Source organism: Flavobacterium sp. SM2513 (assembly GCF_050908145.1).
Lineage (GTDB): Bacteria > Bacteroidota > Bacteroidia > Flavobacteriales > Flavobacteriaceae > Flavobacterium.
On record NZ_CP194228.1, the window covers coordinates 2,674,319 to 2,700,711 of the forward strand.

Consider the following 26,393-nt stretch of genomic DNA (forward strand, 5'->3'; position numbering starts at 1 on the left):
AGTCCTCGCGGACTTTCTATCTGTGATTTATTTGCTAACTTTAGTGCTTGAAACACGCAACTAATCTTATACAAACACGTTACCTGCAAGCTAAAAAAAATACTGATTAATAATGAAAGTCGTTTCTAAAACAAATAATTGGCGCATTAAAAATATAGTGGAATTTTTAATTGAATATTCGAAAAATGATAGTGACTATGTTTATTGGGCTGGTTGTCACGAAGTTTGGAAAGAATTATTGCAATTTTCGGAAAAAGACTGGACAGATTTACGTATTGATATTGCCGAATGGGATGAATTGATTGTGGAAGTTTTTATAGAATGTATTCTTTATGGCGATAGAGATTTTGAATTGAAAGCTACATCAAAATTGATTGATGAAAGAAGCGCAATTTTATGTTCAATATTTTCGATAAGGGATAGTTTCGGTATTAGAGATAATATTATTGAAAGCACACATATTTTCACTTTGGGTAATAAGAACAAATTAAGTGAATTATTGACAGTTAGAAATTGGGCGGTAACGATTGAAAAGGAATCCGATTACAAAATAGTTCCAATTTTAAAAGATTATCTAAATCAAGCTATCGAAAATACCATAAATCAAAAGAATGAATAATGAAACTGAATATTAGTACGGAAAAGCCTGCAGGTAACAGCTAGGTTTTCGTTGCGGCTGTATGCCGAACAATGAATCCTGTGTTGAACTGCCTGTCCCGTCTTTTATCGGGAGAACCGATTATATATCATCAATACTTATGGAGTTATCGATAAGTTGTTTGAGTGAATTTCAAGAGGATTAAGTGTCCTCTTTTTTTGTGGGGTAAAGTCAAGGTGATTTTTGCGTGTTTTCCTTCACCTTTGGGCATAATTTCCCTTACCCGTTAAATTAGTTTTTACAGGAAGCCCGCTCTCCGAAGTCTGACGCTCTGCGAACGTCTCCGACTTCGCAGCCTCTAAATTTCCAGAACAACATGACTCTCACAGATTTTCTATAAAAACACACATCGCTCAGCAAATGCCTCCGAGAGGAAAACCGTAATTACAATTGGAAAATTATGCTTATGTTTGGAAGGTTAATATACGCAAGGGGGACTGAATAGGAGGTGGGAAATATTAATTTGAAAAAGGTGTATAAACTTGTGTATATTTACTAGTTGGCAACAATATAAAAAAACCGAAAATTGATTGAAAATTTTAAAAAGATTGAATATTTAAAATATGGAAACGAAAGACAAAAACTTGCTTATTCTGAAATTAAAAAACATAAAATTTTAGAGAAACTTGAAAAATATAATCCAATTTTGACGGGTACTATTCCAATCGAAATAGATATACCCGAAAGTGATTTAGACATTATTTGTGAATGTCAAAATCATTCTGAATTTAGAGCATATTTATTAAATCAATTTTCTGACAAAAAGGACTTTAAAGTTTATTCAATAAAACAAAATGGCATTGAATCAACTATTGCGGTATTTAAAACGGATAATTTTTTGTTTGAGGTTTTTGGACAAAATATTCCAACGGAAAAACAAAACGCTTATCGACATATGATTGTTGAAAATAAAATTTTAAAAGAAAAAGGTTTTGAATTTAAACAAAAAGTGAAAGAGTTAAAATCTAACGGAATAAAAACGGAACCTGCATTTGCAAGATTATTAGGACTGGAGGGTAATCCATATACTGAATTGTTGAAGTTAGAAAAATAAACACTGTGGGTCACAATATATATAATTTATTGTTGATCTTTTGCCTGTTTACCAAAATCTTACGGAATATTCTATTTAGTTTATATTTGTTAACTTTACCGGTTAAAACACACTATAAAGTTTATACAACAACGTTGAATCCAATATTATATACGAAATGTCAATAACAAAGGAATCTGAGTTAATCGGAATGAAAAAAATTAGTGAAGTTGTTGGAACTACACTAAAATTAATGAGAGAATATGCTAAAGTTGGTATGTCAACTAAAGAGCTTGATGAATATGGTGGTGAAATTTTAAAAAGTTACGGAGCTAAATCTGCACCTTATGAAACTTATGCCTTCCCTGGTTACTCTTGTATAAGTGTAAATGAAGAAGCTGCACACGGAATACCATCAGAGAAAAAAATTCTACAAGAAGGAGATTTAATTAATATTGATGTATCAGCAGAGCTAAATGGTTTTTGGTCTGATAATGGTGGTTCTTTTGTTCTTGGAAAAGATATTCATAATCACCAACCTCTTGTAGACGCTTCTAAAAATATTTTACGCAAAGCAATAAATAATATCAAAGGTGGAGTGAAAATTTCAGAAATTGGATATTTAATAGAAACTGAAGCAAAAAAATCAGGGTTTAAAGTCATTAAAAACTTGGCGGGTCACGGAGTCGGCAGAAGTTTACACGAAGAGCCAGAAAATATTTTAAACTACAGAGTTAAAAGTAACACAGAACGATTTAAGAAAAATACAACGGTAGCAATAGAAACTTTTATTGCAACAAAATCAACTGCTGCTGTAGAATTAAATGATGGTTGGACTTTAGTTGGTAATAAAGGAGGCTATGTAACTCAACACGAACACACTATACTTGTAACTGATAAACATCCTGTTATATTAACAGAATCCAACAATATTTGGGATTAAGAATATAGATAAGTTGCCTTTTATGGGCAGTTTAAAAACTTACGAACAATCATTACAAATCCCAGTTAGAACACAATTTACATTTTGGACTTCATAACCATTAGGAATTGAATACTCAGGAGGTACTTGCATGCATTCTGACTATTCCGATGAAAGTGAACACCCTATTCCGACCAAAGTGAACAGTGGTTTTAATGATGATTTCTTGGGTTAAAATTAGACAAAATTATTTATTCCCGCTCTCCGAAGTCTGACGCTCTGCGAACGTCTCCGACTTCGCAGCATCTAAATTTCCAGAACAACATCACCCTTACAGATTTCTATAAAACCACACATTGCTCTGCAAATGCCTCCAAGAGGAAAACCGTAATTACAATTGGAAAATTATGCTTATGTTTGGGAAGTCAATACGCAAGGGGTACTGAAATAGGAGGAGGGAAATATAAATTTGAAAAAAGTGTATAGACTTGCGTATATTTACTAGTTAGCAGTAATGCACCCGCTGAAACCGAAAATAAAGAGAAATTTAAAATATGGAAAACTATATTTATCTGGAAAAAGTTTCATTATGGAAGAAAATCATTGGAAATTTATTCTTGATTTTCGGAATATTTGGCTTGATATTTATTAACTTTAAAATTGGACCGCAATATATTTTCCTTTGGGTTTTTCTATGTTTTGTTGGAGTGTTTTTTATTTCAACAGAAGGTTTAGAAATCAATTTCAATAAGACAAACTACAGAAAAATAATCTCTATGTATGGAATCAATTATGGCTTATCTTGGAAATATTATCCGAAAATAAATTTTTTAGCTTTAGTCGAAACAAATATTAAGCAAACAATTGGAGGAAGAACTTTTAACTCGACAGCAACTGCTACTTTATCAAGTAAAATGGTTAAAATAAATCTGTTCGACGAAAATAGTAAACATATAACTTTGTATATTGCTAACAACCGAAATGAAGCAGTTCAGATTGGAGAAAAAATACAGAAAGTTTATAATGTAGAAATGAAAAAGAATTTCGACTAATAAGCACTACCCGCTCTCCGAAGTCTGACGCCCCGCTCTGCGAACGTCTCCGACTTCGCAGCATCTAAATTTCCAGAACAATATCACCCTCACAGATTTCTATAAAAACACACATTGCTCAGCAAATGTCTCCGAGAGGAAAGCCGTAATTACAATTGGAAAATTATGCTTATGTTTGGGAAGTCAATATGCAATGTTTTGACCCCTATAAAACAAGAGTACTATTCTAAATTTCGGTTTTTTAATTAAGCGGTTAATTTTTTCATTACTATTAGATGTTTATCCGAGTTCCATTTCTGCATAGGAGTAATTCTTCCTAGGAGACCATGAAGTCGTTCATTGTTATAAAAAGACACAAATCGTTTCAATATCTGCTGAATCTCTCCAAAATTTCGATAGTCGAACCGTGAAAATACTTCCTTCTTCAAGATTCCATGATAAGCTTCTATATGAGCATTTTCTTCTGGTGTTGCGACATGTGTAAATTCTTGTTGAACTCCTATTAATCCTAAATACTCACGGACACTTTTAGCTATAAATTGACTTCCATTATCACTCCTAATAACTACGCTTTCAGGGTAGTTATATTCGTCAAAAAGTAGAGATAGTAGTTCTATAACGTGTTTTTGCTTTATATTGAAAGAAAAATAATCCTTTAAAATTCGTCGTGTATGAACATCAATTACAGATAACAAATAAGCATTTTTACCCACATTTGGCACCCACACCATTTTAATATCCATTTCTAAGCATTGGAAGGGTCTGGAAGTATAAACCTTCCTAAATTTCACAAACTTGCGTCCAGCACCACTTCTATTAATTCTATTCTCAAGCTTTAAAAGACCTTCCTCCTTCATAATTCGGTACAGTTTTTTATGATTTATTAGGTAGCCATCTCTATTTAGATATTTGGTCATCAACCGATAACCACAGTCTATAAATTCATGTTTTAAAATATCTTTAATAGACTTAACAACATCTGATTGACTAACAAAACCACTGTTTTGATGGAACGTTACTTCCGTAGGATGATTGCCCTTCTTACCAAAACTAGGTTTTCTATAGTAGCTACTAGTAACCATACCAACCATCTTTATTATTTTAGCCTTGCTACACTTATGCTTTTGAAAAATATAGTTCACTAAATCTTTCTTGGATCGGATGTCCCAAACTTTTTTTTTAAAAGCTCCCTTTGTACCTCTAATTCTATTTCTTTATTGCTTAGTAGCTTGCGTAGAATACGATTTTCCTCTTCTGCCTCTTTAAGCTCTTTGCTTTTAGTGTCATAGGTGACTTTTAAGCCAGCCTCGCCTTTGTGCTCATACTTCTTCTTCCAGTTATATAAACTTGCGGTACTCACGCCAAACTTACGGCATGCTTCTATAATACCACTATCTTCTGAAGCTGCTAGTATTTCTAGCTTCTGAGCTAAAGTCCATTTCTTGTATTTCATATCTCAAATATATAATTTTGAAATTTAAAATAACACTCCGAACTATTAAGGGGCTAAACTATGCAAGGGGTACTGAATAGGAGGTGGGAAAGTTTAATTTGAAAAAAGTGTATAAACTTGCGTATATTTACTAGTTGTAGCCAATTTGAGAATGACAGAATTACTAAAAACATATATTTTAAAGAAATGGTGGTTACCATTCTTATTGTTCATTTTAGCTTCTTTAATTTTTCTTGTTCTTATATCATCTACGAATAAAATTTTATTGAATATATCCGATTATTTTTTGCTCTTTACCATTATCCTCTTGCTAATTGCTGGATTTGGGCAACTAATCAAGGGAAAGTGGTATATAGGAATATTACAATTGGGAACTTTATTTGTTGGTATTTTAGGCTTAATTTTTATTTCTACTTTTATGTCAATGTTTGGGCCTGACACAGATACTTTTGCTGATAATTTAAAATTACCTGAAAATGTAAAACTGGAAAAACCCATTGATACAAAAATGGGTGATAATTTTGAGTCTATAAGACCTGACAGTATAAAGAAAATCTCAAAAGATAAAATTGATTTTCAACTTTACAATTCTTTTCAACCTGGTTTATATGAGTATGATTTATGGATTAATTCTAAACAAAATGGAACAGTCTTTCTAAAAGCATTTGAAATAACTCAAGAAATAGAACTTTCTGTTCCAAGACTTAAGGAAAGGTCAAGTATGAGAATTAATGCTACAAATGACAGCATAAAAAGATTTAGCACTGTTGCTGATTTTACGATTTACGAAGGTGATTGGGGAAAACCTTATGGTGCTAGATTTGAAATTTGGTTCAAGCCAGATAATGGTGGAAAGGAAAAGAAATTATTAGAAAAAAATTATATAATCGAAGGATGGATGAGATAAAAACTTGCTACAACAGTTAGGTTTCGTTATGCTTGAAAATCAATAATTAACCCATTGTTGAACGGAATCGATTAGATGCCGTTAAGACTTATGGAGTTATTGTTAAGGTGTTTGAATGGAATTTAAGAGGATTTAGAGTCCTCTTTTTTTGTGGGATTAATGTGGCTAAAGTCTTGCGTTGGATGTTTAAAAACAGCAGGTGAACTGTTTTTATGTAATTAGTTTTTTATATTTGGAAGGTAATAATAGAAGTTTTTTCACAGACTGACGTTGTATGCCATGTTGCCAAAAAACGAAATTTAGAATAAACTATAACCATAAATTAAATAACAGGGTAAATTATGATGGGACTTTTAATAAAATACTCTGAATTTTATGGTAAAAACATTCCACAAAATCCAATTAACCTAATTAAGTGTATTCCAAAGGAAGAACTATTAGCAACAATTGCATCAATAAATAATAGATTAAAACCTGTACATAGTTCACACATTGATGATTCTAGAGATACACAAATCGATTGTTTAAGAACTGTTTTTTTAGACAACAAAAATTCTCCATCACAATCTAACTGTAAAAGTTTTGTATATAAATTTATAGATTCGCCAAGGAATTATACTTTATTTACTAGAGTTACATGTTTATATGCATTCCAAGAAATAATTGCTAGTGATGGATTTGTAGAAGAAACACCTGAATATACGATTGAAATTAGAGAAAATATTTTAAAATTTCTTCTTATAGTAAATGAAAATATTTTGATATTCAATAACGAATATTCTGATAAGGACAGAGAAGAATTGGGCGATAAATTTTTTGAATATTTTATGTTTAAAGAATTACCTCATAATCAATATTATGTTTCATTTAACTCAATAAATGTATTTTATAAATCGTGGATTTTATTTAAATTGTTAAATAACGACTCCAATTTTGGAAATCATTTGAAAATCTATTTAAAACAAACTTTTGATGTTGATGAAATGTCAGATTTTTTCAAAAAACAAATGTATTCATATTTTCAAAGTCATGATGATAATTTGAAAATGCAATATCTAAATGTAAAAAAAACAAACATAGAAGTAATAAAGATTCTTGATAAATTTAGTGAAAGAAATAATTTCCCACTTTCAGAAAAGGATGACTTGAAAATCTTTGAATTTCTTGACTTAAAAAAAAGTCCACTATACAAAAATGAAGGAAACGATGGGAAGGATATAATAACATATTTAGTTCTTGATAATACACTTTTTATTGAAAAAACATATTCTCTTTTTATAAATGACTTTTGGTTTGATTATTTGAAGCCAAATAATATATGTAATAGAAATGACTGGGGAAATTTTATTGGAACGGTGTTTTTTGAACCTTTTCTAGAAAATATATTTAGTAATGCTTTTCAAAATAATCGAAGAACGGTTTACAGATCTACTGATGATTTAAAATTCAAACTCAATCAACAAAATGAAATTGAATACGCAGATTTTTATATCCGAGAAAAAGGGAAAATTATTCTAGCTGAAGCAAAAAGCAATTATTTGCCTCTTATAAATGGTTATAAAACTGTAAAAACAATCGATGATTACAAAGCATTAGATTTGACTAAATTTTATAAAGATTATGGACTTACTCAATTGGCAAATAAAACAATTAAAGAATTTCATAAATACAAATTTCATATCAATGACAAGGATTTTTCTTTTAAGAGAAAAGTCAAATTACATCCAATGTTAATTGTAAACGACCCGATTTTTAGTTCTGGCTTTGCATCGTTTGCATTTAAAAGAAAATTCACTGAACTTTTGAAAAGTGAAAACATAGAAATCGAAAATGAGCAACAAATTATTTTTCCACTCACAATTATAAACGTTTCAGAATTACAAGAACTGGAACAAAGTTTACAGGATGCTGATGAAAATATTTTCAATATAATAAGATATTATAATTCAATTACTAATGTAAACAGAATTCCAAAAGAAGGAAGTTTTATAGTTCTTAAAACGATTGAACATGCAATAAATAAAAGAATAAAATCTAAATTAATTGCAAATCGAATTAAAAAACTAACCTGGCTAGAAGATGCAAATTAAAAAAAAACACGGCATATAACAGCTAGGATTTCGTTGCGGCTGGAAGCCGAACAATGAATTGCAAATCACCGAATCTAAAATAAATAGAAATCAATGAGGTAATCCTGTGTTGAACTGCCTGTCCCGTCTTTTATCGGGAGAACCGATTATATATCATCAATACTTATGGAGTTATCGATAAGTTGTTTGATTGAATTTCAAGAGGATTAAGTGTCCTCTTTTTTTGTGGGGTAAAGTTAAGATGGTTTTTGCGTGTTTTCCTTCAGCTTTGGGCACAAGTGCCCTTACCCGCTCTCCGAAGTCTGTCGCTCTGCGAACGTCTCCGACTTCGCAGCATCTAAATTTCCAGAACAACATGACTCTCACAGATTTTCTATAAAAACACACATCGCTCAGCAAATGCCTCCGAGAGGAAAACCGTAATTACAATTGGAAAATTATGCTTATGTTTGGAAGGTCAATACGCAAGGCCTACTAAATAGGAGGTGGGAAAGTTTAATTTGAAAAAAGTGTATAAACTTGCGTATATTTACTAGTTAGCTGTAATTTAAACAAACGACTGTAAATAAAACAATTATGAAAATAAAATTCTACATAAATTTTGACTTAAACATAAGAGGCGATTATAAAGGACTCTATAAATGGCTTGATAAAAATAAAGCTGAAGAAAGAGGGAACAGCTATGCTCTGATTAGGGATTATGATTTTCCTGAAACAGAAATTAAAGGTTTAACTACAATAGCAGAAAAAAGTACTGCTTTTGCCAAATATTTAAGGAATGAACTTAAGGAGTATGTAGAAATTGCAAAAACAGACAGAATATACATAACTTTTAAAGTATTAGGAGGAGATAATATAGGTGGAATATTTTTATTTGGAAGAAGTCAGTCTAGTCCTTGGGAAGGATATGCAGATGTCGATAACAATGATGTAAATTTTGATTTATAATCTATGAAAAGTTTGATTATTGACACTTGTTTTTGGATAGCTCTATTTAATCCTGAAAAAGAGCCACAGCATCAAGAAATTGTTGAGTTAATAGTAGATATAATTGACAACCACACAATTTTAATTCCATATCCTACATTGTATGAATTCCTCGATTCTAAATTTTCCCGCAAAGATAGACTAATACAATTCTATAACGAATTGTCAAAACCTAATTTTGTAAAAATTGATGACTCAAAATATAAGGAAAAAGCATTAGATAATTTTTTTATAAAATCAACACAAAAAATGGAAGATGTAAGTTTTGTTGATGAAATAATTAAAGAAATGATTGATGATGAAAACTTGAAAACTGATTTTATTATAACATTTGACAAAGCTTTAGAGAATTATGCATATTCTAAAAATGTGAAAAGTATATAAACTACAGCTAACCGCCATTTTGAGCTAGCTGGAATTTAGTGGAATTATCGTTTCGCATCAAGTTTTCGTTAAGCCGAAAATTGAGCGGTTACGAACTTCCAGCCATCTCAAAGTGGCATAACGTTAGCTGCTATATTAACACAAAATTCCAATAGAATGATAAATTTAAACGAGTTGAATTTTACAAAAGATAATGACGAATGGTACTTTGAGGAGTATTTCAGCCCAATTACTGAATTTTGTGAAAGCTATTCAAATCTAAGTGGTTATGTAAGTGTTTGGGTAAAACAACATGATTATGATAACGAAACATATTTGGAAAAACCGCACAAATACCAAGAAAATGCATTTAACTACTTTGTTGAAAATACCGAATTGGTATTAAACGCGTTATGCAACGGAATTATAGAATATTATCCTAAAATGCTTCAAGAATATAATCTTGAAGATATTCCTGAGTTGAAAAATCTATCATTAAGTACCATTTCTGATGTTAAAAAAACAATTTCAATTGATGTAATAAATATTATAGGTCAATCAAAAGACGATTTTGGTTATTTAGGTTTCAGTGGTAGATGCCCTTGGGATCCTGAACATGGATTTGGAGTAGTTATGCACAAAGACAGAGTAGTAAAAATAGAAGATGCTGACATAGCTGATTCAAATCTAGATATCATATACGAGGACAAAATGTCTAAAGAAGAATGGAATGCTTTTAACGAAGAGATGGAAAAAAATAGAGTTGAAAATCTTGCTAAATATGAAAAAGAAAGGGAGGAAATTCTTCGACGAGAAAACGAAGAAAGAAAAGCATCCCAACAAGAAGAAAAGAAATTAGAAGAAAAAAATATTATTAAAAAGTGGTGGCAATTTTAGAAAAAATAAAATACAGCAGCTAACAGCAAGGGTTTCGTTGCGTCTGTAATCCGAACAATGAACCCAGTGTTGAACGAAACCGATTACGTGCCTTGAATACTTATGCATTTATCGTTAAGTTTATAGAAATAGTGGGAGGATTTAGGGTTCTCTGTTGCAGAAAAAGCGGATGTGTAGTGTTAAATATATTTGCTTTTCTTTAAATTTTTATTTTGATTAATGCTTAAAAACTATTTGTTTTACCTGTAAAAAACTATCTTCGTGTACTTCTAAATTAAGATTTAAATGGCTACTCAACTAAATTTGTTTGATATTGTAAACCAACCCTTTATGGCAATTTCTACTGACTTATTCCCTGATTCGGAATCGGACGAAGTAGAATTCAAATCTGCAAAAGGGGGCTTTCCAAAGGATTTTTGGAAAACTTACTCTGCATTTGCAAATTCAAATGGTGGTGTAATTGTTTTAGGTGTAAGCGAAAGAAAAGGTGTTTTTGTTTTTGATGGTTTGACCCAAGACTTAATTGTAAAATACCAGAAAGAATTTTGGAATAATGTAAACAATCGGAATTCGGCTTCAATTAATTTGTTGAGTAATGATGACGTTAAGTCTGTAGACGTCAATGGGAAAGAAGTTCTAGCATTTAATATACCGGCAGCAGAAAGAAAAAACAAACCAGTATATTTGACATTAAATCCATTTAAAAACACATACAAAAGAAATTACGAAGGGGATTATATTTGTAAGGATGAAGAGGTCAGGCGTATGTTAGCTGATGCTGACCTGTCTTTTAGTCCAGATTCTAGAATATTAGAGGGGTTTAGTTTAACGGACATTGATTTATTCTCATTAAAACAATATAGGCAGATATTTGCTTCTATTAGACCTTCACACCCATGGTTATCAATGGAAGATAAAGAGTTTTTAGAGCAGCTAGGTGGCTATAGGAAAGACCGAAAAACCAGTAAAGAAGGATTGACAGTTGCAGGAATGCTTATGTTTGGAAAATTCTTAAGTATAACTGATGAAGAATGCTGCCCAAAATTTTTTCCGGATTATCGGGAAGTATTGTCTGATAATGAAGATACTCGCTGGACCGACAGGATATATCCTGACGGTACATGGGAAAGTAATCTTTTTCAATTTTATAAACTTGTATATCCAAAATTATCCTCAAGACTTCCAAAGCCATTTCAGTTGGTTAAAGGGCAAAGACTTGAGGATACAGCAGCTCATGCTGCGTTACGAGAGGCTTTTGTTAATTCACTTATTCATACTGATTATAGTGCACCAGGAAGTATTGTGATTAAAAGTACCTCTAATTCGTTTTCATTTACTAATCCAGGAACTTTGTTGGTTACTATTGCACAGTTTTACAAAGGTGGCATCAGTCAGTGCAGGAATACAAATCTTCAAAAGATGTTTTTGATGATAGGTTCAGCTGAAAAAGCAGGAAGTGGAGTAAATAAAATACTTTCTGGCTGGAGTTCCTCTCATTGGCGAAGACCATATGTAACTGTGGAAAATGAACCTGACAGGATTATTTTAGAAATGCCAATGTTTAGCATTATCCCTGAAGATACGCTCCATGATTTAAAAAATTTATTTGGTTATAATGTTGAAACATTAGGTAAAGACGAGCTTACAGCTTTGGCGATTTGTCATATTGAAGGGGATATAACTAATACACGTTTGCAATATGTAGTGGATAAGCACAAAACAGAGATTACGAAAATGCTACAAGATCTTTGTAAGAATGGGTATTTAATTTCAGAGAATAAAAGTCGCTGGACTACTTATCGTTTAAATACAGATATTGTAGTAGATGGTAAGTATGTAAATGAAGTGAATAGTACTACTGGTAGTCTTAATCGGTTTGTAGATGATTCCATACAAGATTTACCAACTGTTGATTTAAAGCATTTACCTGATGATGTTGAAGATGGTTCTATTATGGACAATTCTAATATGGATAGTTCTAATATGGATAGTTCTAATATGGATAATTCTAATATGGATAGTTCTAATATGGATAGTTCTATTATGAATAGTCCTAATATGGACAGTTCTAGTATGGATAGTTTTAGTATGGATAGTTCTACTGTTAACACTTCTAGTTATAACAGTACTCGAGATATATTTTCTATTTCTAAAGCTGATTCTATAAAAAAAAGATACACTTATCATGAAATTGCTAAAGAGATAATTAAGATATGTTCTATGGAGTATAAGGCTGCAGCCACAATAGCCAAAGAAGTGAATAGATCAGAAAAATATTTAAAGAACAATATTTTTCCAAAAATGATACATGAGGAAAAGTTATTGAAACTCCACCCTGATAATCATCCAGACCAAAAATATATGGCTAAAGACAAATAATTTGAATAATTTATGTTTTTAAATTTGCAGGTATGGATATGCAAATAAAAGATGGAGTTTAAGTTAAGCGACATTTTTATAATTATTTGATTGATTGTTAAATTCCTTTATTGTCATGTATTTCAAAGCTGAATGTCTTCTTTTTTGATTGTACCAGAGTTCAATGTATTCAAAAACTTGAAGTTTCATTTGTTCTTTTGAAATGAGCTTATTGCCGTAGATTAATTCCGTTTTTAAAGATTTAAAAAAGCTCTCTGCCACTGCATTATCCCAACAATTTCCTGTTCTACTCATGCTTCGAGTTACTTTATATGAGTCTAAAACATTTGCAAATTTGTTGTTAGCATATTGGACACCTCGATCAGAATGAAAAATTAATCCATTTTGCACATTTCTGTTTCTAATTGCCATTTTCCATGATGCTAGAGTTGTTTCATTTGTACTCATTCCATCACTTAAGCTCCAGCCGATAATTTTTCTGTCATACAAATCCATTACCGTTGTTAAATACAAAAATCCTTCTTTAGTGTGAATATATGTAATGTCTGAAACCCATGCTTTTGATGGCTGAGAAACCAAAAATTGTCTGTTTAACACATTCTCAACAAGTAAATAATTATGTTTAGAATCAGTGGTAATCTTAAATTTTTTACTCAACTTACTTTTCAAACCAAGTTCTCTCATATATTTTGCAACTGTAATTCTTGAAATCTGAAACCCTAAAATATTTAATTCCATTGTTATTCGTGGACTACCATAGCGCTGTTTGGATTCAAAATAAAGGGATGTAATTTTTTCTTTTAAAACATTCATTTTCTGAAGTCGCTTAGAAATGGCAGCGATTTTCCACCGGTAATAGCCACTTTGGCTGACTTTTAAAACTTTACACATTTTTTCAATCGGAAATATTTTTGCATGATTTTTAATAAAATCAAATATCATCGACCGCTCTTGGAAAAAATGCCCACTGCTTTTTTTAATATATCTCGTTCTAATTCAGCTTCTTTCAACTTTGCCTCTAATTCGCTAATTAGTTTTTGTTCTGATGTTTGTTTTAAAATTCCATTACCAGGAAAGCTACCAGCACCAAACTTATCGTAATCCTTACGCCACTTATAAAGCATACTAACACGAATACCTAATTCTCTGGCTAATTCAGTTATGTTGGAACGTTCATTGCTTAGTTCTACAGCTTTTATTTTAAACGCTGCGTCATAAATTTTTCTCTCTTTTGTCATAAGTTAAAATTAAGGTTTTTTCTCTTAACTTAAACTCCCAGCTAAATTAGTACATCCACAGTATATATGGTAACACTTATGGAGTTATTGTTAGGGTGTTGGGAAGGATATGAAGAGGATTATTTGTCCTCTTTTTTTATGCAGTAAAACAGGTAGTTGTGTTGGTAGGGGATTGAAATTAATGCTTATTTTTATGGGTTACGGAAAACCGTAAATAGCTATGAAAATGTTTTTATAAGTTTGAAATGTCATTATTAAATTTTAAGGAAAACTTGTTTTAGGCAAAATGAAAAATGTGTTTTAATTATAAATTTTATAGTAATTGTAAAAATGTAGTTAAAATTCTACGATACTGTGTAGGTTAAAAGAGTTATTTTTGGATAAGTCTTATTTTTCATAATAGTGAGTCTTTGTTAAAAGTTGCTTTCAGTTTATGTAGTATTAGAAAGTGGATTCATTATTTTATTTAAAAAGATTATTCACTTCGATGGTGTGACTGATGGGTAGTAAAAGAAGATGTATGCTGTAGAAAATAATTAATTAACATAAAAAAACAAAAATTATGGCACTTAAACCAGGACCAAAAAGAATAGCTGACTCAACAGGAAAACCTGACAGACGTCATCGTGATAATAAAGATACTCCAGGAAATACACCTTCTTTGAAACCACCTGTGCCGAAGAAGAAATAGTAGTTATCGGTAAGGGTTTAATTTTAGAACACGATAGATGCTTGTGCATCTTTTGTATGTTCTAAAGTTAAAACAGGTATTTATACGGGTATGGGATTTGTTTATTTGATATATTTTTGGAGAATGCGGGAAACCGTAATTAGATGTGAAAATGGTTTTATAGGTTTGGAGTGTTTTGTAAGGCGTTCTGAAGTTAAGCAATCGATACCTGATGAAGCACTTATTATTGGCAACAGTGTTCCAATGTCTTTACATGTTAAAGTTTTTAAGGCATATCCTTCACCTGACAGTGACAACTGCAAAATTAATGAAGAATGGTATAAATAAAATCCTATGGTAGAATATAAAATTTCAGTAAATCAGTTGGCAAGTTTTTCAAGAAGCACGGATTCTAAGAAACGCTCAATTGTAAGGCAACAAAAGAATCCCCCTGCTATTTTAGTGGGTAGGTACGGTATGGCAAAAGCACGAATAAGAAAGGCTATATCAACCAATGGTGATATTCAACCAATATTAAGTGGAATTGAAGTATTAAAAGCTAGAACGCCAGATACTGATTGGAAAAAAAATGATAGACATGTTTCAATAGAAGCAATGGAACGCTTTATAAAAATGAAGCTACCGAGTGTTTTACAAGACCATAAATATGAAATTTTGCCAAAGCTTAAAACAAAATCATTTTATGTAAATGGTGTAGAAATTCTTGTGTCGCCTGATTTGATTATCAAAGCTTTAATTGATGGTCAGTACTTTGTAGGTGCGGTTAAAATACACGTTTCTAAAAATGATTTATTTGATTCTGCTCAAAATAGATATGTAACAACTTGTATATATCAGTATCTAGATTTACAATTTGAAAACAGCCTTGATGTTTTTGTTCTGCCTGAGCTCTGTATATGTGTTGACGTTTTTGCTGATACATTTAGAAATGCACCTGAAAATATTGAAAATACGTTGGTTGAAATAGAAGTAATGTGTGAAGAAATTAAAAAGATTTGGACATTAGTTTAGATTAAAATGAAAAAGGTATTTTGCATGTTGAAGTAAAGGCTCATTGTGATGAATTAGAAAAAGAATGTAAAGGAAAGCATTTGGCTACAAATGCTTCTAAAAATTCTATTATGAATCATGAGCAAATAGGCTCAGCTATTAGTCAAGCTAAAATTGAAATCAGCAAAACAATTAGTAGTATTGCTATTTCGAGAGATAACTGCTACCAACTGTCCAATCGTATTGCTTATGCTTGGTGGTTGGCGAATCAAGTTGTCCCAGTAGTATTAATATATCTTGGTTTTTTGAATTGTGAAGAAATGAATTATGGCAATAATCGACTTTTTCATAGCGATATAGATTGGTAAGATACTTTTATGGGTCATGTAAAAAAGGTTGGAGCTACGGGACTATTGGATAAAAGAATACAATGTGTTAAGAGTTCGTTTACTATAATTTGTAGAAGTTATCAATAGATTGATTAAATATTAAAAATAAGATTAAATTATGACCATAAAAATTGTTTTAACATGAAAATAAAGCTATCAAGGGGAGAATGGTTCACATTTTCCATTTTTGGACTACTTCTTTGTTTAACTCCATATCTATTCACAAGAGATTGGGGATTCTTAAAATTTGAAGATGTAGGTGGTACAATTGGAGGTGTAACTGCTCCATTCTTAAGTTTTTTTGGTTCTATTTTAGTTTATTTAGCTTTAAAAGCACAAGTTAAAGCTAATCGGCAAGTTCAAGATCAATTCAAAAGACAACAGGAATCAGAATATTTCAGAGAGAAGATCGTAATGATGAATGAAAAAATTAACATCCTTAATTTTGAGGTTAATAATTTTTTCTATCTCTATAGGGATATTGAAACATTAGGAGGTCCTCATGATACTGAATATAAAGGCTCTCAAGCAATTTATACTTTACTTTCAAAGAACATAACTACCTTTTACGGAAAAAGACAAAGAGATTCATTTTTGGTGCAACCAAAGTTTACAGAATTGTATAAATTATTAAACTACTTTTCTGATACATTAACGATGATTGAACGAGAGCAATATGATTTAGACTTAGAAAAAGATGAGATTATTAAAAGTAATTTTTTTTCTGTTTTAAGATACTTGTTTGAGGCCAAAATAAAATGGAATTTCAAAGCATTAGAAGATAAAAAATCAGTACACAATAATTTATGTGATGGTGATTGTGGACTTAATCACGGATTGCCTGTTGAATTATTCGATGTTGTTGATGAGATAAATGAAAAACTTATTATGGTAAAAAGTAATTAAATAAAAATTATGAGCTACAAATTAACAATAGAAGAATTTGATACTAACATATCCCAATATGTTGAACGTTTAAAAGTTAATATTAAAGATATAAAATTCAACAGAGAAGAAGGAGTAAGGTTTGTAATTTCGAATGAACTGGATAGCACAACTTTATTTGAAAACAAAAAAAGTAAGGGTGTTTATTTGTTTGAATTAAATCTGGACAATGCCAATCTTGTTGGAACAAAAAGAGCAACAAGGATTAAAAATTTTGCAGAAGCTTGGAAGAAAAAAAAGAATGATTCGTTTTTTTCTTCCAGTGTTATCAAAAAAAGATTACAATTCAGGACAGATTTTGATGAGCAGTGGTTGCCACTCTACATCGGAAAGAACAAAAATATTTACTCTAGAATAAAAGAGCATATTGATTTATCACCCGGTAAAAATACCTATGCAATGAAGCTCAGACATAGAAATAATCTGCACGGATTAGAATTTAGAGTATCAATACTAGAAATCGATGTTGTTAATTATGATTTTATTGTTCCGCATATAGAACGCTCCCTACGTGAAGAATACCATCCGTTAATAGGGAAACAGTAATATTCAAAAGATTATTTCCTATTATTTTACGAAGATTTGTAAAAAATAATAATTTTAGAAAGCTTTAAAACATGAACAACATCAAAACAATTTCCAGTTATACAAAAAAAGCGATGGAAATCCTTTGTTTACCAGAAGTTTTAATCATGACCTTTTTATGAGGTATCAGCTTTTGATATTATTGAGCATATCGAAAGTTTTTAGAGTGTTTTAGACAAGTTTTAGTGAGTTTGAAATAGTATAATAATGTCACATATGAATCAAGACAAATTTAAATTTAGAGGCATTGTTCTCTATGATATCCAAAGGAACGGATTTCTAAATGGCGTTTATAGTAACAACCATCCTGCTACAGAGGGAAGAATATTTACCGAAACAGCGAGGTTAAGACCAGGAATAGCTGAAGATGCACCTGTACGAATCTATGACTCATTCTATTTTGACATTGAAGGAGGACATGAGTGCGTGTTGACTTTTACTATAACCGATGGCGTTTATGTTGCAGAATGGCGATTAGATAATGGCCGCACTATTTTTAGAGGTGAGGGTTTTTTAATGAATGATAAGCAAATTGCTATTTCATATTGGTTAGCAAATTAGTAGCGGTATCATAAAAATAGAAGTAAGAAAATAATCGATTGCGTGCTGTTAACTCTTATGGAGTTGTCGTAAAGGTTGTTGGAGAATATAAGTACATGTGAGGTAAGGAAAAGTAAAAATAGATTTCAGTTAAGAACCGTTTGATTTAGCAGCCAAAATAAAAATGTATGAATACGATTGATACTATTTTAAATATAGCAGAAGAATTTCAACATGAAATTGACGCGCTATGGAAAGATGATAAATTTTCAGAAATTGAAGTGATTAAAAGAGGGTATGGGGTGCATGCTGAAATAATAAAAAATGCTATTTTATTTGTCGGAATCAATCCCTCTTTTACGAAGAATTCAGAGATAGATAATTATTTTATCAAAATACATCAAGATGGTACTAGTGTAAAAACTTATGCTGATGGGACATTTAGTGAAAGAGAGAAACCATATTCGTATTTCAAAAAATTTGTAGAAATCATAGCTAAACTAAAGGGAAGTACTGATTTTAAAGATTTAAAATGGATGCATGTAGATTTGTTATTTCACAGAGAAACGGAACAAAAACTTATTAGTGTTCTGAAGAAAGACAAGAAGACGCCTAACGGAGCTGCTTTCATATACGGACAGTTTGAAATTGCAAAAAAGATAATTGCTAAATCAGAACCAAAAGTAATTGTGGTTTCTAACTCTAAAGCTAGAGATTTTTTAAAAAACAAAGAGGGCAAAAATAACTTAGGATTTGACTTTAAATTTGATTCGAAATTAGGAACTGAGACAATCGTAAATCATCCTACATTGGAAGGTGTACCTGTTTTCTTCACTAGTATGCTTACAGGACAACGGGCTCTGGATTTAGGGTCGTATGAGCGACTGATTTGGCATATTAAGTATGTGTTGGAAAAAAGATACAGTTTTGAAAATGAATTAAGTTAGAAGGCGATAAAGTTAAATTAGCAGTTATTCACTTCTTACGTTTTACGGACTATTTTATAATAGTTATTATCGTATAATCGTAACAAATATTTTTTTAACTTTACGACAACTAACAAATTTAAAGATGATGCTGCCTATTAACCAATTACGTGATTTATCCGCTCTCTTTTCAAGGAGTGAAGTAAGACGTTGGTTGAAAAATGATTTTAAATCAATTGATGTAAAGCTCAATCGATACCATTTGTTAGAAAAAAACAAAGGCAGTACTTATTTATCTGTTTTAAAGAAAACCTACAAGATTTTAGAACGTCAATATCCCAATGAGTACATCCTTAAAAATGAGTTCTTAAACCAGTGGCTTAAAAAGGAGTTAGGTACTACAGATTCTGTATTGTACAGTGAATTTAGAATTGGAAAAGCGATTGCTGACTTGGCTATGTTTAATGGCGTTTCTAAAGTATTTGAAATAAAAACGATTTTAGACAAAGAATATCGACTGTCCAATCAGTTGCAGGAGTATAAGAAACTTTTTAATGAAATATATATTATTGTCCCTTTAGAACATTTGTCGAAATATATAGACTATGATTTTTCGGTAGGTTTGATCACTTATGACACACAGAGTCGCACTTTTAACCGTGTTAGATGTTCCGAAAGAAATGTCCAAATTGATTTAGATGTTATAATGCAGGTATTGCACACTAAGGAATATCTGTCCATCACAAAGGAATATTATAACGAGCTCCCACCAATGAATGCTTTTAATCAATTTGAGATTTGTAAAGAATTAATTGCCAATATCCCTATAGATGTTCTAAACAAAATGTTTTTGAAAGTAGTCAAAGACAGAGGAATTCATAATTTGTTTTTCAATAAAATCAATAGTGAGTTTAATCAGATTTCTCTAGCCTTAAATTTAAAGCAAAAAGAGAAAGATCAACTGATTATAAATCTAAAATCAAACACCTTATAGCGTATGTATTTTCCCCCGCTCTCCGAAGTCTAACGCTCTGAGAACGTCTCCGACTTCGCAGCCTCTAAATTTCCAGAACAACAGCACCCTCACAGATTTTCTATAAAACCACACATCGCTCTGCAAATGCCTCCGAGAGGAAAACCGTAATTACAATTGGAAAATTATGCTTATGTTTGGAAGGTTAATGCGCAAGGGGTACTAAATAGGAGGTGGGAAATGTTAATTTGAAAAAAGTGCATAAACTAGCGTATATTTCTAGTTATGCATCATTTAAAAAGAACCGAAATGAAAATATCAGCTTTTATTTTTTCAATACTTTTTTTTATGAGTTGTAATTCTCAAAGCAAAAAAGTTAGTGAAGAAACCTTGAAAGCTAAAAGCCAAAAATTATTAACAGAATTTAATGCGGAAAGTAAAATAACTTCCGCAGATTATGATACTTTGATTGACTTGAATTATGATAATATCAAAGATTTTGTTATTGGGTATTATGGGCAATCTGGAACTGGAATAAAAAATAAAATCCGAGTTTATCTTTATGATTTAAAAAGGCATAATTATATTTTAAACGAACAATTATCTGAATTATCAAATCCAACATTTTACATTGACCAAAAAAAGATAACAGAATTTTATATTGGTAATGGTGGCGGAAGGGGAAGTAAACTCGAATGGATTAATAGAAAATGGGTTGTAACGAAAAAGTTTGAGGTTGACGAAAATGAAATCAAAACAGTTTGGAAGATAACTTATCCTTTGACAAAGAAAACTGAATATATTGCTAGGCCGTATAAAATGATTCCGACAAAAGATATTTTAGAAACAAACGTTAAAGAATAAACGATCCATAACCCCCGCTCTCCGAAGTCTGACGCTCTGCGAACATATCCGACTTCGCAGCATCTAAATTTCCAGAACAACATCACCGTTACAGATTTCTATAAAACCACACATTGCTCTGCAAATGCCTCCAAGAGGAAAACCGTAATACAATTGGAAAATTATGCTTATGTTTGGGAAGTCAATATGCAAGGGGTACTGAATAGGAGGTGGGAAATTTTAATTTGAAAAAGGTGTATAAACTTGCGTATATTTACTAGTTATAGAGCAGTTGTGCTGAAATGACGCTGACAAAAACAATTTGGAAAATAGTATGGTAAATAGAACTACTGAAACTAAAAATTGGATTTTTCCAACTGAAGTTTGAAAGTTGGAATATGCCGACGGAAGCAGGAAAGTTGGAAACTTAAAATGTGGTTTGAATTCCTGTTTTTTTCCAAACAACCCCCACATACCACACGTTTTGTTCAATTCGCAAATTTGGTGCAATCATGGTTTTTTGTCTGTTTTTTCGTATAGAAAAAGTACTCTTCTTCGTAAGTTGCAAACTGCGCAACGAGTGGGGATGTTAGCCATAATACAACTTGATCATTCAGAAAAAGGATAATAACAAGAAGAATTCTAACTTCAATTTTAAGTTTTTGGTTACCAAGTTAAATAGTTATCCAAATAATAATCAACGTAGACAAATACCGTCTATAATTAATTATTTGGTGCTGTAACATTTACCAAAAACCCTATAAATTTTTTATATGATTTTTACTTATTATCTTAGCCGTAAACTAACAATTTTAAAATAAAGATATTTCTGGATATTAAAAATCATACGATTTGAAAAAAATTAAAGCGAAGAAGGGAGAAATTTTACAAAGTGCAGCAGACTTAAACAGTAAGGTTTACTTCGTTGAGTCTGGTTTATTAAAAAGTTATTCTATTGATGAAAATGGGAAAGAGCATATTTTTATGTTTGCTCCAGAAAATTGGCTTATTGGTGATGGTGTTTCAATAGATGAACCTTGTCAATTATATATTGATGTTTTAGAAGATTCGGTAATTATTCCTATCGAAAAAAATGATCCTATTATAATGGATTCTAATAAATTAATCAAGCGTGTGTCTGTACTGCAAAACAGAATTATTAAATTAATGAGTGCTACGGCAATTGAACGGTATGAAGATTTTATAGAAACCTACCCCGATATTGTCCAGCGTGTTCCTCAAAAAATGATTGCTTCTTACCTTGGTATTACACCTGAGGCACTTTCTACTGTAAAAAGAAATCGATTAAAAAAATAGTCGATTCTTTCCTTTCTTAATCTACATTAATGCACAGCTTTTTAGATGATGGCATCTTTGCATCATTATAAATCATTTAAAAAGTTAACATGACAAATTATCACGACACAAGTATTTCAAAAGCTCAAAAAATAGCGGGCTACGCAATGTCTATCTTATTTAGTATTCAAATTATCATTGCAGGAGTTATGAAATTGTTTCTAGCAGCACCTATTGTAGAAAACATGAATGCTGTAACCAATTGGGGAGACAAAACGTTGTTTGTAGGTATTCTCGAACTCATCCTATTGGCGTTATACTGGACTCCAAAAACACAAAAATTAGGATTCTATTTATTATGCTCTTTTGTAGGAGGCGTTATTGTTGCAGAAGTTGTTGCTGGTAAACCCCCAATAGCAGGAATAATTGTATCTGTCCTATTATATGCTGGTACAACACTACGATTTCCTAAGCTTTTAAAATAATAATCCATATAAATAAAAAAGACGTGCTTTTAATAGTAACCGATTTCTAAATAATTAGAGATGCGAGTTTATTGAAAGGATGTACATTTCTATTCAACAAAAAAAAATAGTAACATTAAAAATCATAAAACAATGAAAGATTTTAAATTTGAAACACTGAATTCAGAAAACGCGGCTTTATTATTAGTAGACCATCAAACAGGATTAGCACAATGTGTAAGAGATATGAGTCCGGAGACATGGAAAAACAATGCTTTAGCTATTGCTAAAATTGGGAAGATATTTAACTTACCTACCGTTCTAACCACAAGTGCAGAAGATGGAGCTAATGGTCCACTTTTACCAGAGATTGCAGAGCTACACTCAGACGCTCCATATATTTCTCGAGGAGGAGAAATTAATGCGTGGGATAATTCAGAGTTTAAAAAAGCTGTGGAAGCTACTGGAAGAAAAAAACTTATTATTGCAGGAGTATCTACAGATGTTTGTGTACTTTTTCCAGCCTTATCTGCATTAGCGGAAGGTTATGATGTATACGCAGTAATAGATTCATCTGGTACTTGGAGTGAAATTGCACAAACCACTACAGTGGCTAGACTTACACAAGCGGGTGCAAAAGTAACAAGTTGGATGTCTGTCTCTGCAGAATTACAAAAAGATTGGCGTAATCCAACTGGTCAAGCTTTAGGAAGTTTATATGCCGAACATTTACAAGCCTACGGACATTTATTTAGCAGTTTAGCAGCAGCACAAAAAGCAGCTAAAAAATAAAACAAAATTAATAAAGGTAGTTATTGTATGAATAGCTACCTTTTTAAAAAATTAAGAGATATGATTAAAATCATTCCCGCATCACAGCAAAAAATAATAGATAGAGGCAAATTTATAATTCGCTTGCTTGAAATAGGTAAACCGTTACCAAACCATAACGATCATGGACTATATCAATTAGGAAGAGTAGATCATGCTACACTAGAAGGTAAAATGGTTATACCGATGCATTTGCATAAAAACGATGAAATTCTCTCGTACGTAAGAATAGGAGAAATGATACATAAAGATAGTGATGGCAATAATGTAGCCATAAACAATCAGTATTTAATGATGATGAATGCTGGCTCAGGATTTTATCATGAAGAGTCTGTACCAAAAGAAGGAGAAATTACAGAAATGCTTCAAATATTTATGAGACCAAGAAAAGATGAGTTACAGCCTAAAGTGCAGTTTCACCATTTTGAAGACATGTATAGTTTTAATAAGTGGAGATTAATTGGAGCCAATGAAACATCTAATGCACCATTAAAAATAAATTCCGATATCGAAGTATTCGATACCAGATTACAAGACAATATAGAAGTAGAACTACCTAAATTAGCATCAAATCAAGTAGGCTATCTTTACGTATTTGAAGGCGGCTTAGAATTATCTAACAATACAGACCTTAAAACAAGAGATGCTGTAATCTTTGAAGGAGAAAATTTAACCGTTAAATCAAAACAGCAAGCAGATCTAATTTTATTTATTATGGATAAAACTTCTGAAGTTTCAAAAAATGGACTTTTCGCTCATTGATGTATTAGATAGACTATAGCTAACAATCTACATAAAAAATAATACGGAAAGCGATAGCACGAAAGTAAGTGCTTATTTATAAAATTCTTAATATTGAGGCTTAAAAGTTGAAATTTGACAGCGGACTCGAGCGATAGCGAACATGCGAAGCAAATCGTATAATTGGAATACTCCCAACTCTCCCAAGGCTGTCGTTCCGCTCTCCGAAGTCTAACGCTCTGCGAACGTCTCCGACTTCGTAGCATCTAAATTTGCAGAATAACATCAACCTCACAGATTTTCTATAAAACCACACATCGCTCTGCAAACGTCTCCACAAGAAAACCGTAAATACAACTGGAAAATTATGGTTATGTTTGGGAAGTTAAAACGCAAGGGGTATTAAATAGGAGGTGAGAAATATAAATTTGAAAAAAGTGTATAAACTTGCGTATATTTACTAGTTGCCATACATTTGAGAAATGACGAACACCTTAAAATATTTAGGACTAATTTTAATATTATCTATTATCGGATTTTTAATTCGAGATTACTTCTTTGACTTTTCCTTTTCTCAAATAACGAATGAAAACACTCGAATTGTTAGCCGAAATATAAGCGGACAGTTTTATTCGCATATTCTATTTGCGATATCAATCGGAATTATTCCTCTACTCTATCTGACCATAAAAAAGTTGACCAAACTGAACTTTATGAATCAAGGTTTGGTTTCTTTCGGAATAATAATTGTTTGCGGAATTTTGCTCTGGCAATTTAGAATATTTCAACTGAACAGTAGATTACAAAAACTATCTGAATTTGACATTGGAAACGGAATTCAAACAGAACTAAATTTTGATAATCTGAATTTTGGACGTTATTTATTCATTGGTTTTTTAATCGGAACAATATTGAGTATTTTGATTTTCAAGAATAAAAACAGAATAGTCACGGAATAAAAAAAGCGTATGGTAACACCGTATAAAAATAATTGCGGTTTAGTGCTTAATCAAGAGTCCGTGCACTTTTGTTACATCTGATTTTCCTGCGGAAAATCCTCGCACACAAAACCGCACTATTCTTATACATAAACGTTGTGTGCTATAATTTTACGAAAAATTTCCAGAACAAAATTCTCTAAAAAACTTCTAATAAATTTGCTAAATGTTAACTTTTAAGATAACTTTGCAAAATGAATAGAGAAATAATTTTTCACGAAAATCACTTTATTGAATTTTACCAAGTCCAGAATGACAAGGTAAAAGAGAAGATTAAATATGTTTTAGAACTTATTAAACAGGTTGAAAAAGTGCCTGAAAAGTTTCTTAAACATTTAACCAATACAAATGGTTTATATGAAATCAGAATAGAATATCAATCAAATATTTATCGTATATTTTGTTGCTTTGATAAAGGAAAGTTAGTTGTGTTATTTAATGCTTTTCAAAAGAAAACTCAAAAAACACCAAAAAAGGAAATTGAAAAAGCACTGAAATTAATGGATGAATATTTTAATTTAAACAAGTAAAATGGAAGAGTATAAAAACATAAAAAACTTTGAGCAACTTATAGAAGTTGAACATGGAAAAATTGGAACTGAAAGCAGAAACTCTTATGAAGAGAAATCTCAAATGTTTATTATTAGCGAAATGCTTAAGGAAGCAAGAAAAGAAGCTAATATTACACAAGAACAACTTGCTGAAAAAACTGGAACGAAAAAAAGTTACATTTCGAGAATCGAAAATGGAAAAGGTAACATTCAGCTTTCTACTTTGATCAGAATCTTTGAAATTGGGCTAAATAAAAGAATTGGGCTTACTTTCTTATAAGTTATTACAGCACCCGCTCCCCGAAGTCTGATGCTCTGAATTCTATGATAAAAAACTAGAGAAATATATTAAATTATGATGCAAATTTATGAGTATTAATATATATAGTTTCTTTCGCTCTGCGAACGTCTCCGACTTCGCAGCCTCTAAATTTCCAGAACAACAGCACCCTCACAGATTTTCTATATAAATGCACCTCCTTCTGCGAGTGCTACCGAGATACAAACCGTAATTACAATTGGAAAATTATGCTTATGTTTGGAAGGTAAATACGCTAGGGGTACTGAATAGGAGGTGGGAAATGTTAATTTGAAAAAAGTGCATAAACTTGCGTATATTTCTAGTTATGCATCATTTAAAAAGAACCGAAA

29 protein-coding genes are annotated in these 26,393 nt (G+C 31.3%); 25 read left to right on the forward strand and 4 right to left on the reverse strand.

Features of this window, described 5'->3' with window-relative positions; translation table 11 throughout:
- The first annotated feature begins 157 nt into the window (after window positions 1-157).
- From ACQ5J2_RS11250 to ACQ5J2_RS11265, 4 genes are all read left to right on the forward strand, one after another.
- Entirely contained in the window at window positions 158-619 is a 462-nt protein-coding gene (locus ACQ5J2_RS11250) for a hypothetical protein (RefSeq protein WP_432670525.1), read from the forward strand.
- A 565-nt stretch (window positions 620-1,184) separates the two neighbouring features.
- Complete coding sequence (locus ACQ5J2_RS11255) at window positions 1,185-1,712, forward strand: DUF4269 domain-containing protein (RefSeq protein ID WP_432670526.1); 528 nt, start codon at window positions 1,185-1,187, stop codon at window positions 1,710-1,712.
- Between the two features lie 157 nt (window positions 1,713-1,869).
- The gene (gene map, locus ACQ5J2_RS11260; RefSeq protein WP_432670528.1) at window positions 1,870-2,634 is read left to right on the forward strand and encodes a type I methionyl aminopeptidase; all 765 of its coding nucleotides are present in this window, start codon (window positions 1,870-1,872) and stop codon (window positions 2,632-2,634) included.
- 533 nt (window positions 2,635-3,167) lie between these two features.
- The gene (locus tag ACQ5J2_RS11265; RefSeq protein ID WP_432670530.1) at window positions 3,168-3,665 is read left to right on the forward strand and encodes a hypothetical protein; all 498 of its coding nucleotides are present in this window, start codon (window positions 3,168-3,170) and stop codon (window positions 3,663-3,665) included.
- Window positions 3,666-3,910: 245 nt separating this feature from the next.
- On the opposite strand, the gene ACQ5J2_RS11270 is transcribed toward ACQ5J2_RS11265, so the two are convergent.
- Both ACQ5J2_RS11270 and ACQ5J2_RS11275 read right to left on the reverse strand, forming a co-directional pair.
- The gene (locus ACQ5J2_RS11270; RefSeq protein WP_432670212.1) at window positions 3,911-4,756 is read right to left on the reverse strand and encodes an IS3 family transposase; all 846 of its coding nucleotides are present in this window, start codon (window positions 4,754-4,756) and stop codon (window positions 3,911-3,913) included.
- A gap of 50 nt (window positions 4,757-4,806) precedes the next feature.
- Window positions 4,807-5,118 (reverse strand): transposase, encoded by a 312-nt coding sequence (locus ACQ5J2_RS11275; RefSeq protein ID WP_432670213.1) that lies wholly within the window; start codon window positions 5,116-5,118, stop codon window positions 4,807-4,809.
- Window positions 5,119-5,269: 151 nt separating this feature from the next.
- On the opposite strand from ACQ5J2_RS11275, the gene ACQ5J2_RS11280 reads away from it, so the two are divergent.
- The 6 genes from ACQ5J2_RS11280 to ACQ5J2_RS11305 all read left to right on the forward strand — a co-directional run bounded on the left by ACQ5J2_RS11280 (window position 5,270) and on the right by ACQ5J2_RS11305 (window position 12,741).
- Window positions 5,270-6,025 carry a hypothetical protein gene (locus ACQ5J2_RS11280; protein ID WP_432670532.1) on the forward strand — a complete coding sequence of 252 codons (756 nt, stop codon included), beginning with the start codon at window positions 5,270-5,272 and terminating at the stop codon, window positions 6,023-6,025.
- 341 nt (window positions 6,026-6,366) lie between these two features.
- On the forward strand, window positions 6,367-8,115 hold the full coding sequence (locus ACQ5J2_RS11285; protein WP_432670534.1) for a hypothetical protein: 1,749 nt from the start codon (window positions 6,367-6,369) through the stop codon (window positions 8,113-8,115).
- A gap of 576 nt (window positions 8,116-8,691) precedes the next feature.
- The gene (locus ACQ5J2_RS11290; RefSeq protein WP_432670536.1) at window positions 8,692-9,063 is read left to right on the forward strand and encodes a hypothetical protein; all 372 of its coding nucleotides are present in this window, start codon (window positions 8,692-8,694) and stop codon (window positions 9,061-9,063) included.
- A gap of 3 nt (window positions 9,064-9,066) precedes the next feature.
- Window positions 9,067-9,486: a PIN domain-containing protein gene (locus ACQ5J2_RS11295; protein ID WP_432670538.1), complete on the forward strand. Its 420-nt coding sequence runs from the start codon at window positions 9,067-9,069 to the stop codon at window positions 9,484-9,486.
- A gap of 156 nt (window positions 9,487-9,642) precedes the next feature.
- Window positions 9,643-10,362, forward strand: a complete 720-nt coding sequence (locus ACQ5J2_RS11300) for a DUF6985 domain-containing protein (protein ID WP_432670539.1) — start codon at window positions 9,643-9,645, stop codon at window positions 10,360-10,362.
- A gap of 285 nt (window positions 10,363-10,647) precedes the next feature.
- Window positions 10,648-12,741 carry an RNA-binding domain-containing protein gene (locus tag ACQ5J2_RS11305; RefSeq protein WP_432670541.1) on the forward strand — a complete coding sequence of 698 codons (2,094 nt, stop codon included), beginning with the start codon at window positions 10,648-10,650 and terminating at the stop codon, window positions 12,739-12,741.
- Between the two features lie 63 nt (window positions 12,742-12,804).
- On the opposite strand, the gene ACQ5J2_RS11310 is transcribed toward ACQ5J2_RS11305, so the two are convergent.
- Complete coding sequence (locus ACQ5J2_RS11310) at window positions 12,805-13,683, reverse strand: IS3 family transposase (RefSeq protein ID WP_432670543.1); 879 nt, start codon at window positions 13,681-13,683, stop codon at window positions 12,805-12,807.
- The gene (locus tag ACQ5J2_RS11315; protein WP_432670545.1) at window positions 13,680-13,979 is read right to left on the reverse strand and encodes a transposase; all 300 of its coding nucleotides are present in this window, start codon (window positions 13,977-13,979) and stop codon (window positions 13,680-13,682) included. The genes ACQ5J2_RS11310 and ACQ5J2_RS11315 overlap by 4 nt, the downstream gene beginning before the upstream one ends.
- 1,024 nt (window positions 13,980-15,003) lie before the next feature.
- On the opposite strand from ACQ5J2_RS11315, the gene ACQ5J2_RS11320 reads away from it, so the two are divergent.
- From ACQ5J2_RS11320 to ACQ5J2_RS11390, 15 genes are all read left to right on the forward strand, one after another.
- Window positions 15,004-15,681, forward strand: a complete 678-nt coding sequence (locus tag ACQ5J2_RS11320) for a hypothetical protein (RefSeq protein ID WP_432670547.1) — start codon at window positions 15,004-15,006, stop codon at window positions 15,679-15,681.
- 20 nt (window positions 15,682-15,701) lie between these two features.
- Window positions 15,702-16,028: a hypothetical protein gene (locus tag ACQ5J2_RS11325; RefSeq protein WP_432670549.1), complete on the forward strand. Its 327-nt coding sequence runs from the start codon at window positions 15,702-15,704 to the stop codon at window positions 16,026-16,028.
- A gap of 162 nt (window positions 16,029-16,190) precedes the next feature.
- Window positions 16,191-16,955: a hypothetical protein gene (locus ACQ5J2_RS11330; RefSeq protein WP_432670551.1), complete on the forward strand. Its 765-nt coding sequence runs from the start codon at window positions 16,191-16,193 to the stop codon at window positions 16,953-16,955.
- Window positions 16,956-16,964: 9 nt separating this feature from the next.
- Window positions 16,965-17,540: a hypothetical protein gene (locus ACQ5J2_RS11335; RefSeq protein ID WP_432670553.1), complete on the forward strand. Its 576-nt coding sequence runs from the start codon at window positions 16,965-16,967 to the stop codon at window positions 17,538-17,540.
- A gap of 255 nt (window positions 17,541-17,795) precedes the next feature.
- Window positions 17,796-18,140, forward strand: coding sequence for a hypothetical protein (locus tag ACQ5J2_RS11340; RefSeq protein WP_432670555.1), 345 nt, complete (start codon window positions 17,796-17,798; stop codon window positions 18,138-18,140).
- Between the two features lie 167 nt (window positions 18,141-18,307).
- The gene (locus tag ACQ5J2_RS11345) at window positions 18,308-19,066 is read left to right on the forward strand and encodes a hypothetical protein (protein WP_432670556.1); all 759 of its coding nucleotides are present in this window, start codon (window positions 18,308-18,310) and stop codon (window positions 19,064-19,066) included.
- Between the two features lie 124 nt (window positions 19,067-19,190).
- Window positions 19,191-20,039: a sce7726 family protein gene (locus ACQ5J2_RS11350; RefSeq protein WP_432670558.1), complete on the forward strand. Its 849-nt coding sequence runs from the start codon at window positions 19,191-19,193 to the stop codon at window positions 20,037-20,039.
- A 288-nt stretch (window positions 20,040-20,327) separates the two neighbouring features.
- Window positions 20,328-20,882, forward strand: coding sequence for an XAC2610-related protein (locus tag ACQ5J2_RS11355; RefSeq protein ID WP_432670560.1), 555 nt, complete (start codon window positions 20,328-20,330; stop codon window positions 20,880-20,882).
- An 831-nt stretch (window positions 20,883-21,713) separates the two neighbouring features.
- Entirely contained in the window at window positions 21,714-22,178 is a 465-nt protein-coding gene (locus tag ACQ5J2_RS11360; protein ID WP_432670562.1) for a Crp/Fnr family transcriptional regulator, read from the forward strand.
- A gap of 89 nt (window positions 22,179-22,267) precedes the next feature.
- Entirely contained in the window at window positions 22,268-22,642 is a 375-nt protein-coding gene (locus tag ACQ5J2_RS11365; protein WP_432670564.1) for a hypothetical protein, read from the forward strand.
- 132 nt (window positions 22,643-22,774) lie between these two features.
- A complete protein-coding gene (locus ACQ5J2_RS11370; protein WP_432670566.1) occupies window positions 22,775-23,413 on the forward strand; it encodes an isochorismatase family protein in 639 nt (212 codons plus the stop codon).
- A 60-nt stretch (window positions 23,414-23,473) separates the two neighbouring features.
- A complete protein-coding gene (locus tag ACQ5J2_RS11375) occupies window positions 23,474-24,214 on the forward strand; it encodes a pirin family protein (protein ID WP_432670568.1) in 741 nt (246 codons plus the stop codon).
- 461 nt (window positions 24,215-24,675) lie between these two features.
- Window positions 24,676-25,152, forward strand: coding sequence for a hypothetical protein (locus ACQ5J2_RS11380; protein ID WP_432670570.1), 477 nt, complete (start codon window positions 24,676-24,678; stop codon window positions 25,150-25,152).
- A gap of 233 nt (window positions 25,153-25,385) precedes the next feature.
- Window positions 25,386-25,721 (forward strand): type II toxin-antitoxin system RelE/ParE family toxin, encoded by a 336-nt coding sequence (locus ACQ5J2_RS11385; RefSeq protein WP_026717223.1) that lies wholly within the window; start codon window positions 25,386-25,388, stop codon window positions 25,719-25,721.
- 1 nt (window position 25,722) lies between these two features.
- Entirely contained in the window at window positions 25,723-26,022 is a 300-nt protein-coding gene (locus tag ACQ5J2_RS11390; protein ID WP_432670572.1) for a helix-turn-helix domain-containing protein, read from the forward strand.
- The last annotated feature ends 371 nt before the right edge of the window (window positions 26,023-26,393 follow it).

Coding starts and splice junctions, on each gene's coding strand:
- ACQ5J2_RS11280 (WP_432670532.1), top strand. CDS start 5,270: ATGACAGAATTACTAAAAACATATATTTTAAAGAAATGGTGGTTACCA.
- ACQ5J2_RS11330 (WP_432670551.1), top strand. CDS start 16,191: ATGAAAATAAAGCTATCAAGGGGAGAATGGTTCACATTTTCCATTTTT.
- ACQ5J2_RS11270 (WP_432670212.1), bottom strand. CDS start 4,756: ATGGTTGGTATGGTTACTAGTAGCTACTATAGAAAACCTAGTTTTGGT.
- ACQ5J2_RS11340 (WP_432670555.1), top strand. CDS start 17,796: ATGAATCAAGACAAATTTAAATTTAGAGGCATTGTTCTCTATGATATC.
- ACQ5J2_RS11370 (WP_432670566.1), top strand. CDS start 22,775: ATGAAAGATTTTAAATTTGAAACACTGAATTCAGAAAACGCGGCTTTA.
- ACQ5J2_RS11335 (WP_432670553.1), top strand. CDS start 16,965: ATGAGCTACAAATTAACAATAGAAGAATTTGATACTAACATATCCCAA.
- ACQ5J2_RS11320 (WP_432670547.1), top strand. CDS start 15,004: ATGGTAGAATATAAAATTTCAGTAAATCAGTTGGCAAGTTTTTCAAGA.
- ACQ5J2_RS11350 (WP_432670558.1), top strand. CDS start 19,191: ATGATGCTGCCTATTAACCAATTACGTGATTTATCCGCTCTCTTTTCA.
- ACQ5J2_RS11390 (WP_432670572.1), top strand. CDS start 25,723: ATGGAAGAGTATAAAAACATAAAAAACTTTGAGCAACTTATAGAAGTT.
- ACQ5J2_RS11380 (WP_432670570.1), top strand. CDS start 24,676: ATGACGAACACCTTAAAATATTTAGGACTAATTTTAATATTATCTATT.
- ACQ5J2_RS11315 (WP_432670545.1), bottom strand. CDS start 13,979: ATGACAAAAGAGAGAAAAATTTATGACGCAGCGTTTAAAATAAAAGCT.
- ACQ5J2_RS11365 (WP_432670564.1), top strand. CDS start 22,268: ATGACAAATTATCACGACACAAGTATTTCAAAAGCTCAAAAAATAGCG.
- ACQ5J2_RS11305 (WP_432670541.1), top strand. CDS start 10,648: ATGGCTACTCAACTAAATTTGTTTGATATTGTAAACCAACCCTTTATG.
- ACQ5J2_RS11385 (WP_026717223.1), top strand. CDS start 25,386: ATGAATAGAGAAATAATTTTTCACGAAAATCACTTTATTGAATTTTAC.
- ACQ5J2_RS11300 (WP_432670539.1), top strand. CDS start 9,643: ATGATAAATTTAAACGAGTTGAATTTTACAAAAGATAATGACGAATGG.
- ACQ5J2_RS11345 (WP_432670556.1), top strand. CDS start 18,308: ATGAATACGATTGATACTATTTTAAATATAGCAGAAGAATTTCAACAT.
- ACQ5J2_RS11310 (WP_432670543.1), bottom strand. CDS start 13,683: ATGATATTTGATTTTATTAAAAATCATGCAAAAATATTTCCGATTGAA.
- ACQ5J2_RS11375 (WP_432670568.1), top strand. CDS start 23,474: ATGATTAAAATCATTCCCGCATCACAGCAAAAAATAATAGATAGAGGC.
- ACQ5J2_RS11265 (WP_432670530.1), top strand. CDS start 3,168: ATGGAAAACTATATTTATCTGGAAAAAGTTTCATTATGGAAGAAAATC.
- map (WP_432670528.1), top strand. CDS start 1,870: ATGTCAATAACAAAGGAATCTGAGTTAATCGGAATGAAAAAAATTAGT.
- ACQ5J2_RS11285 (WP_432670534.1), top strand. CDS start 6,367: ATGATGGGACTTTTAATAAAATACTCTGAATTTTATGGTAAAAACATT.
- ACQ5J2_RS11290 (WP_432670536.1), top strand. CDS start 8,692: ATGAAAATAAAATTCTACATAAATTTTGACTTAAACATAAGAGGCGAT.
- ACQ5J2_RS11355 (WP_432670560.1), top strand. CDS start 20,328: ATGAAAATATCAGCTTTTATTTTTTCAATACTTTTTTTTATGAGTTGT.
- ACQ5J2_RS11295 (WP_432670538.1), top strand. CDS start 9,067: ATGAAAAGTTTGATTATTGACACTTGTTTTTGGATAGCTCTATTTAAT.
- ACQ5J2_RS11275 (WP_432670213.1), bottom strand. CDS start 5,118: ATGAAATACAAGAAATGGACTTTAGCTCAGAAGCTAGAAATACTAGCA.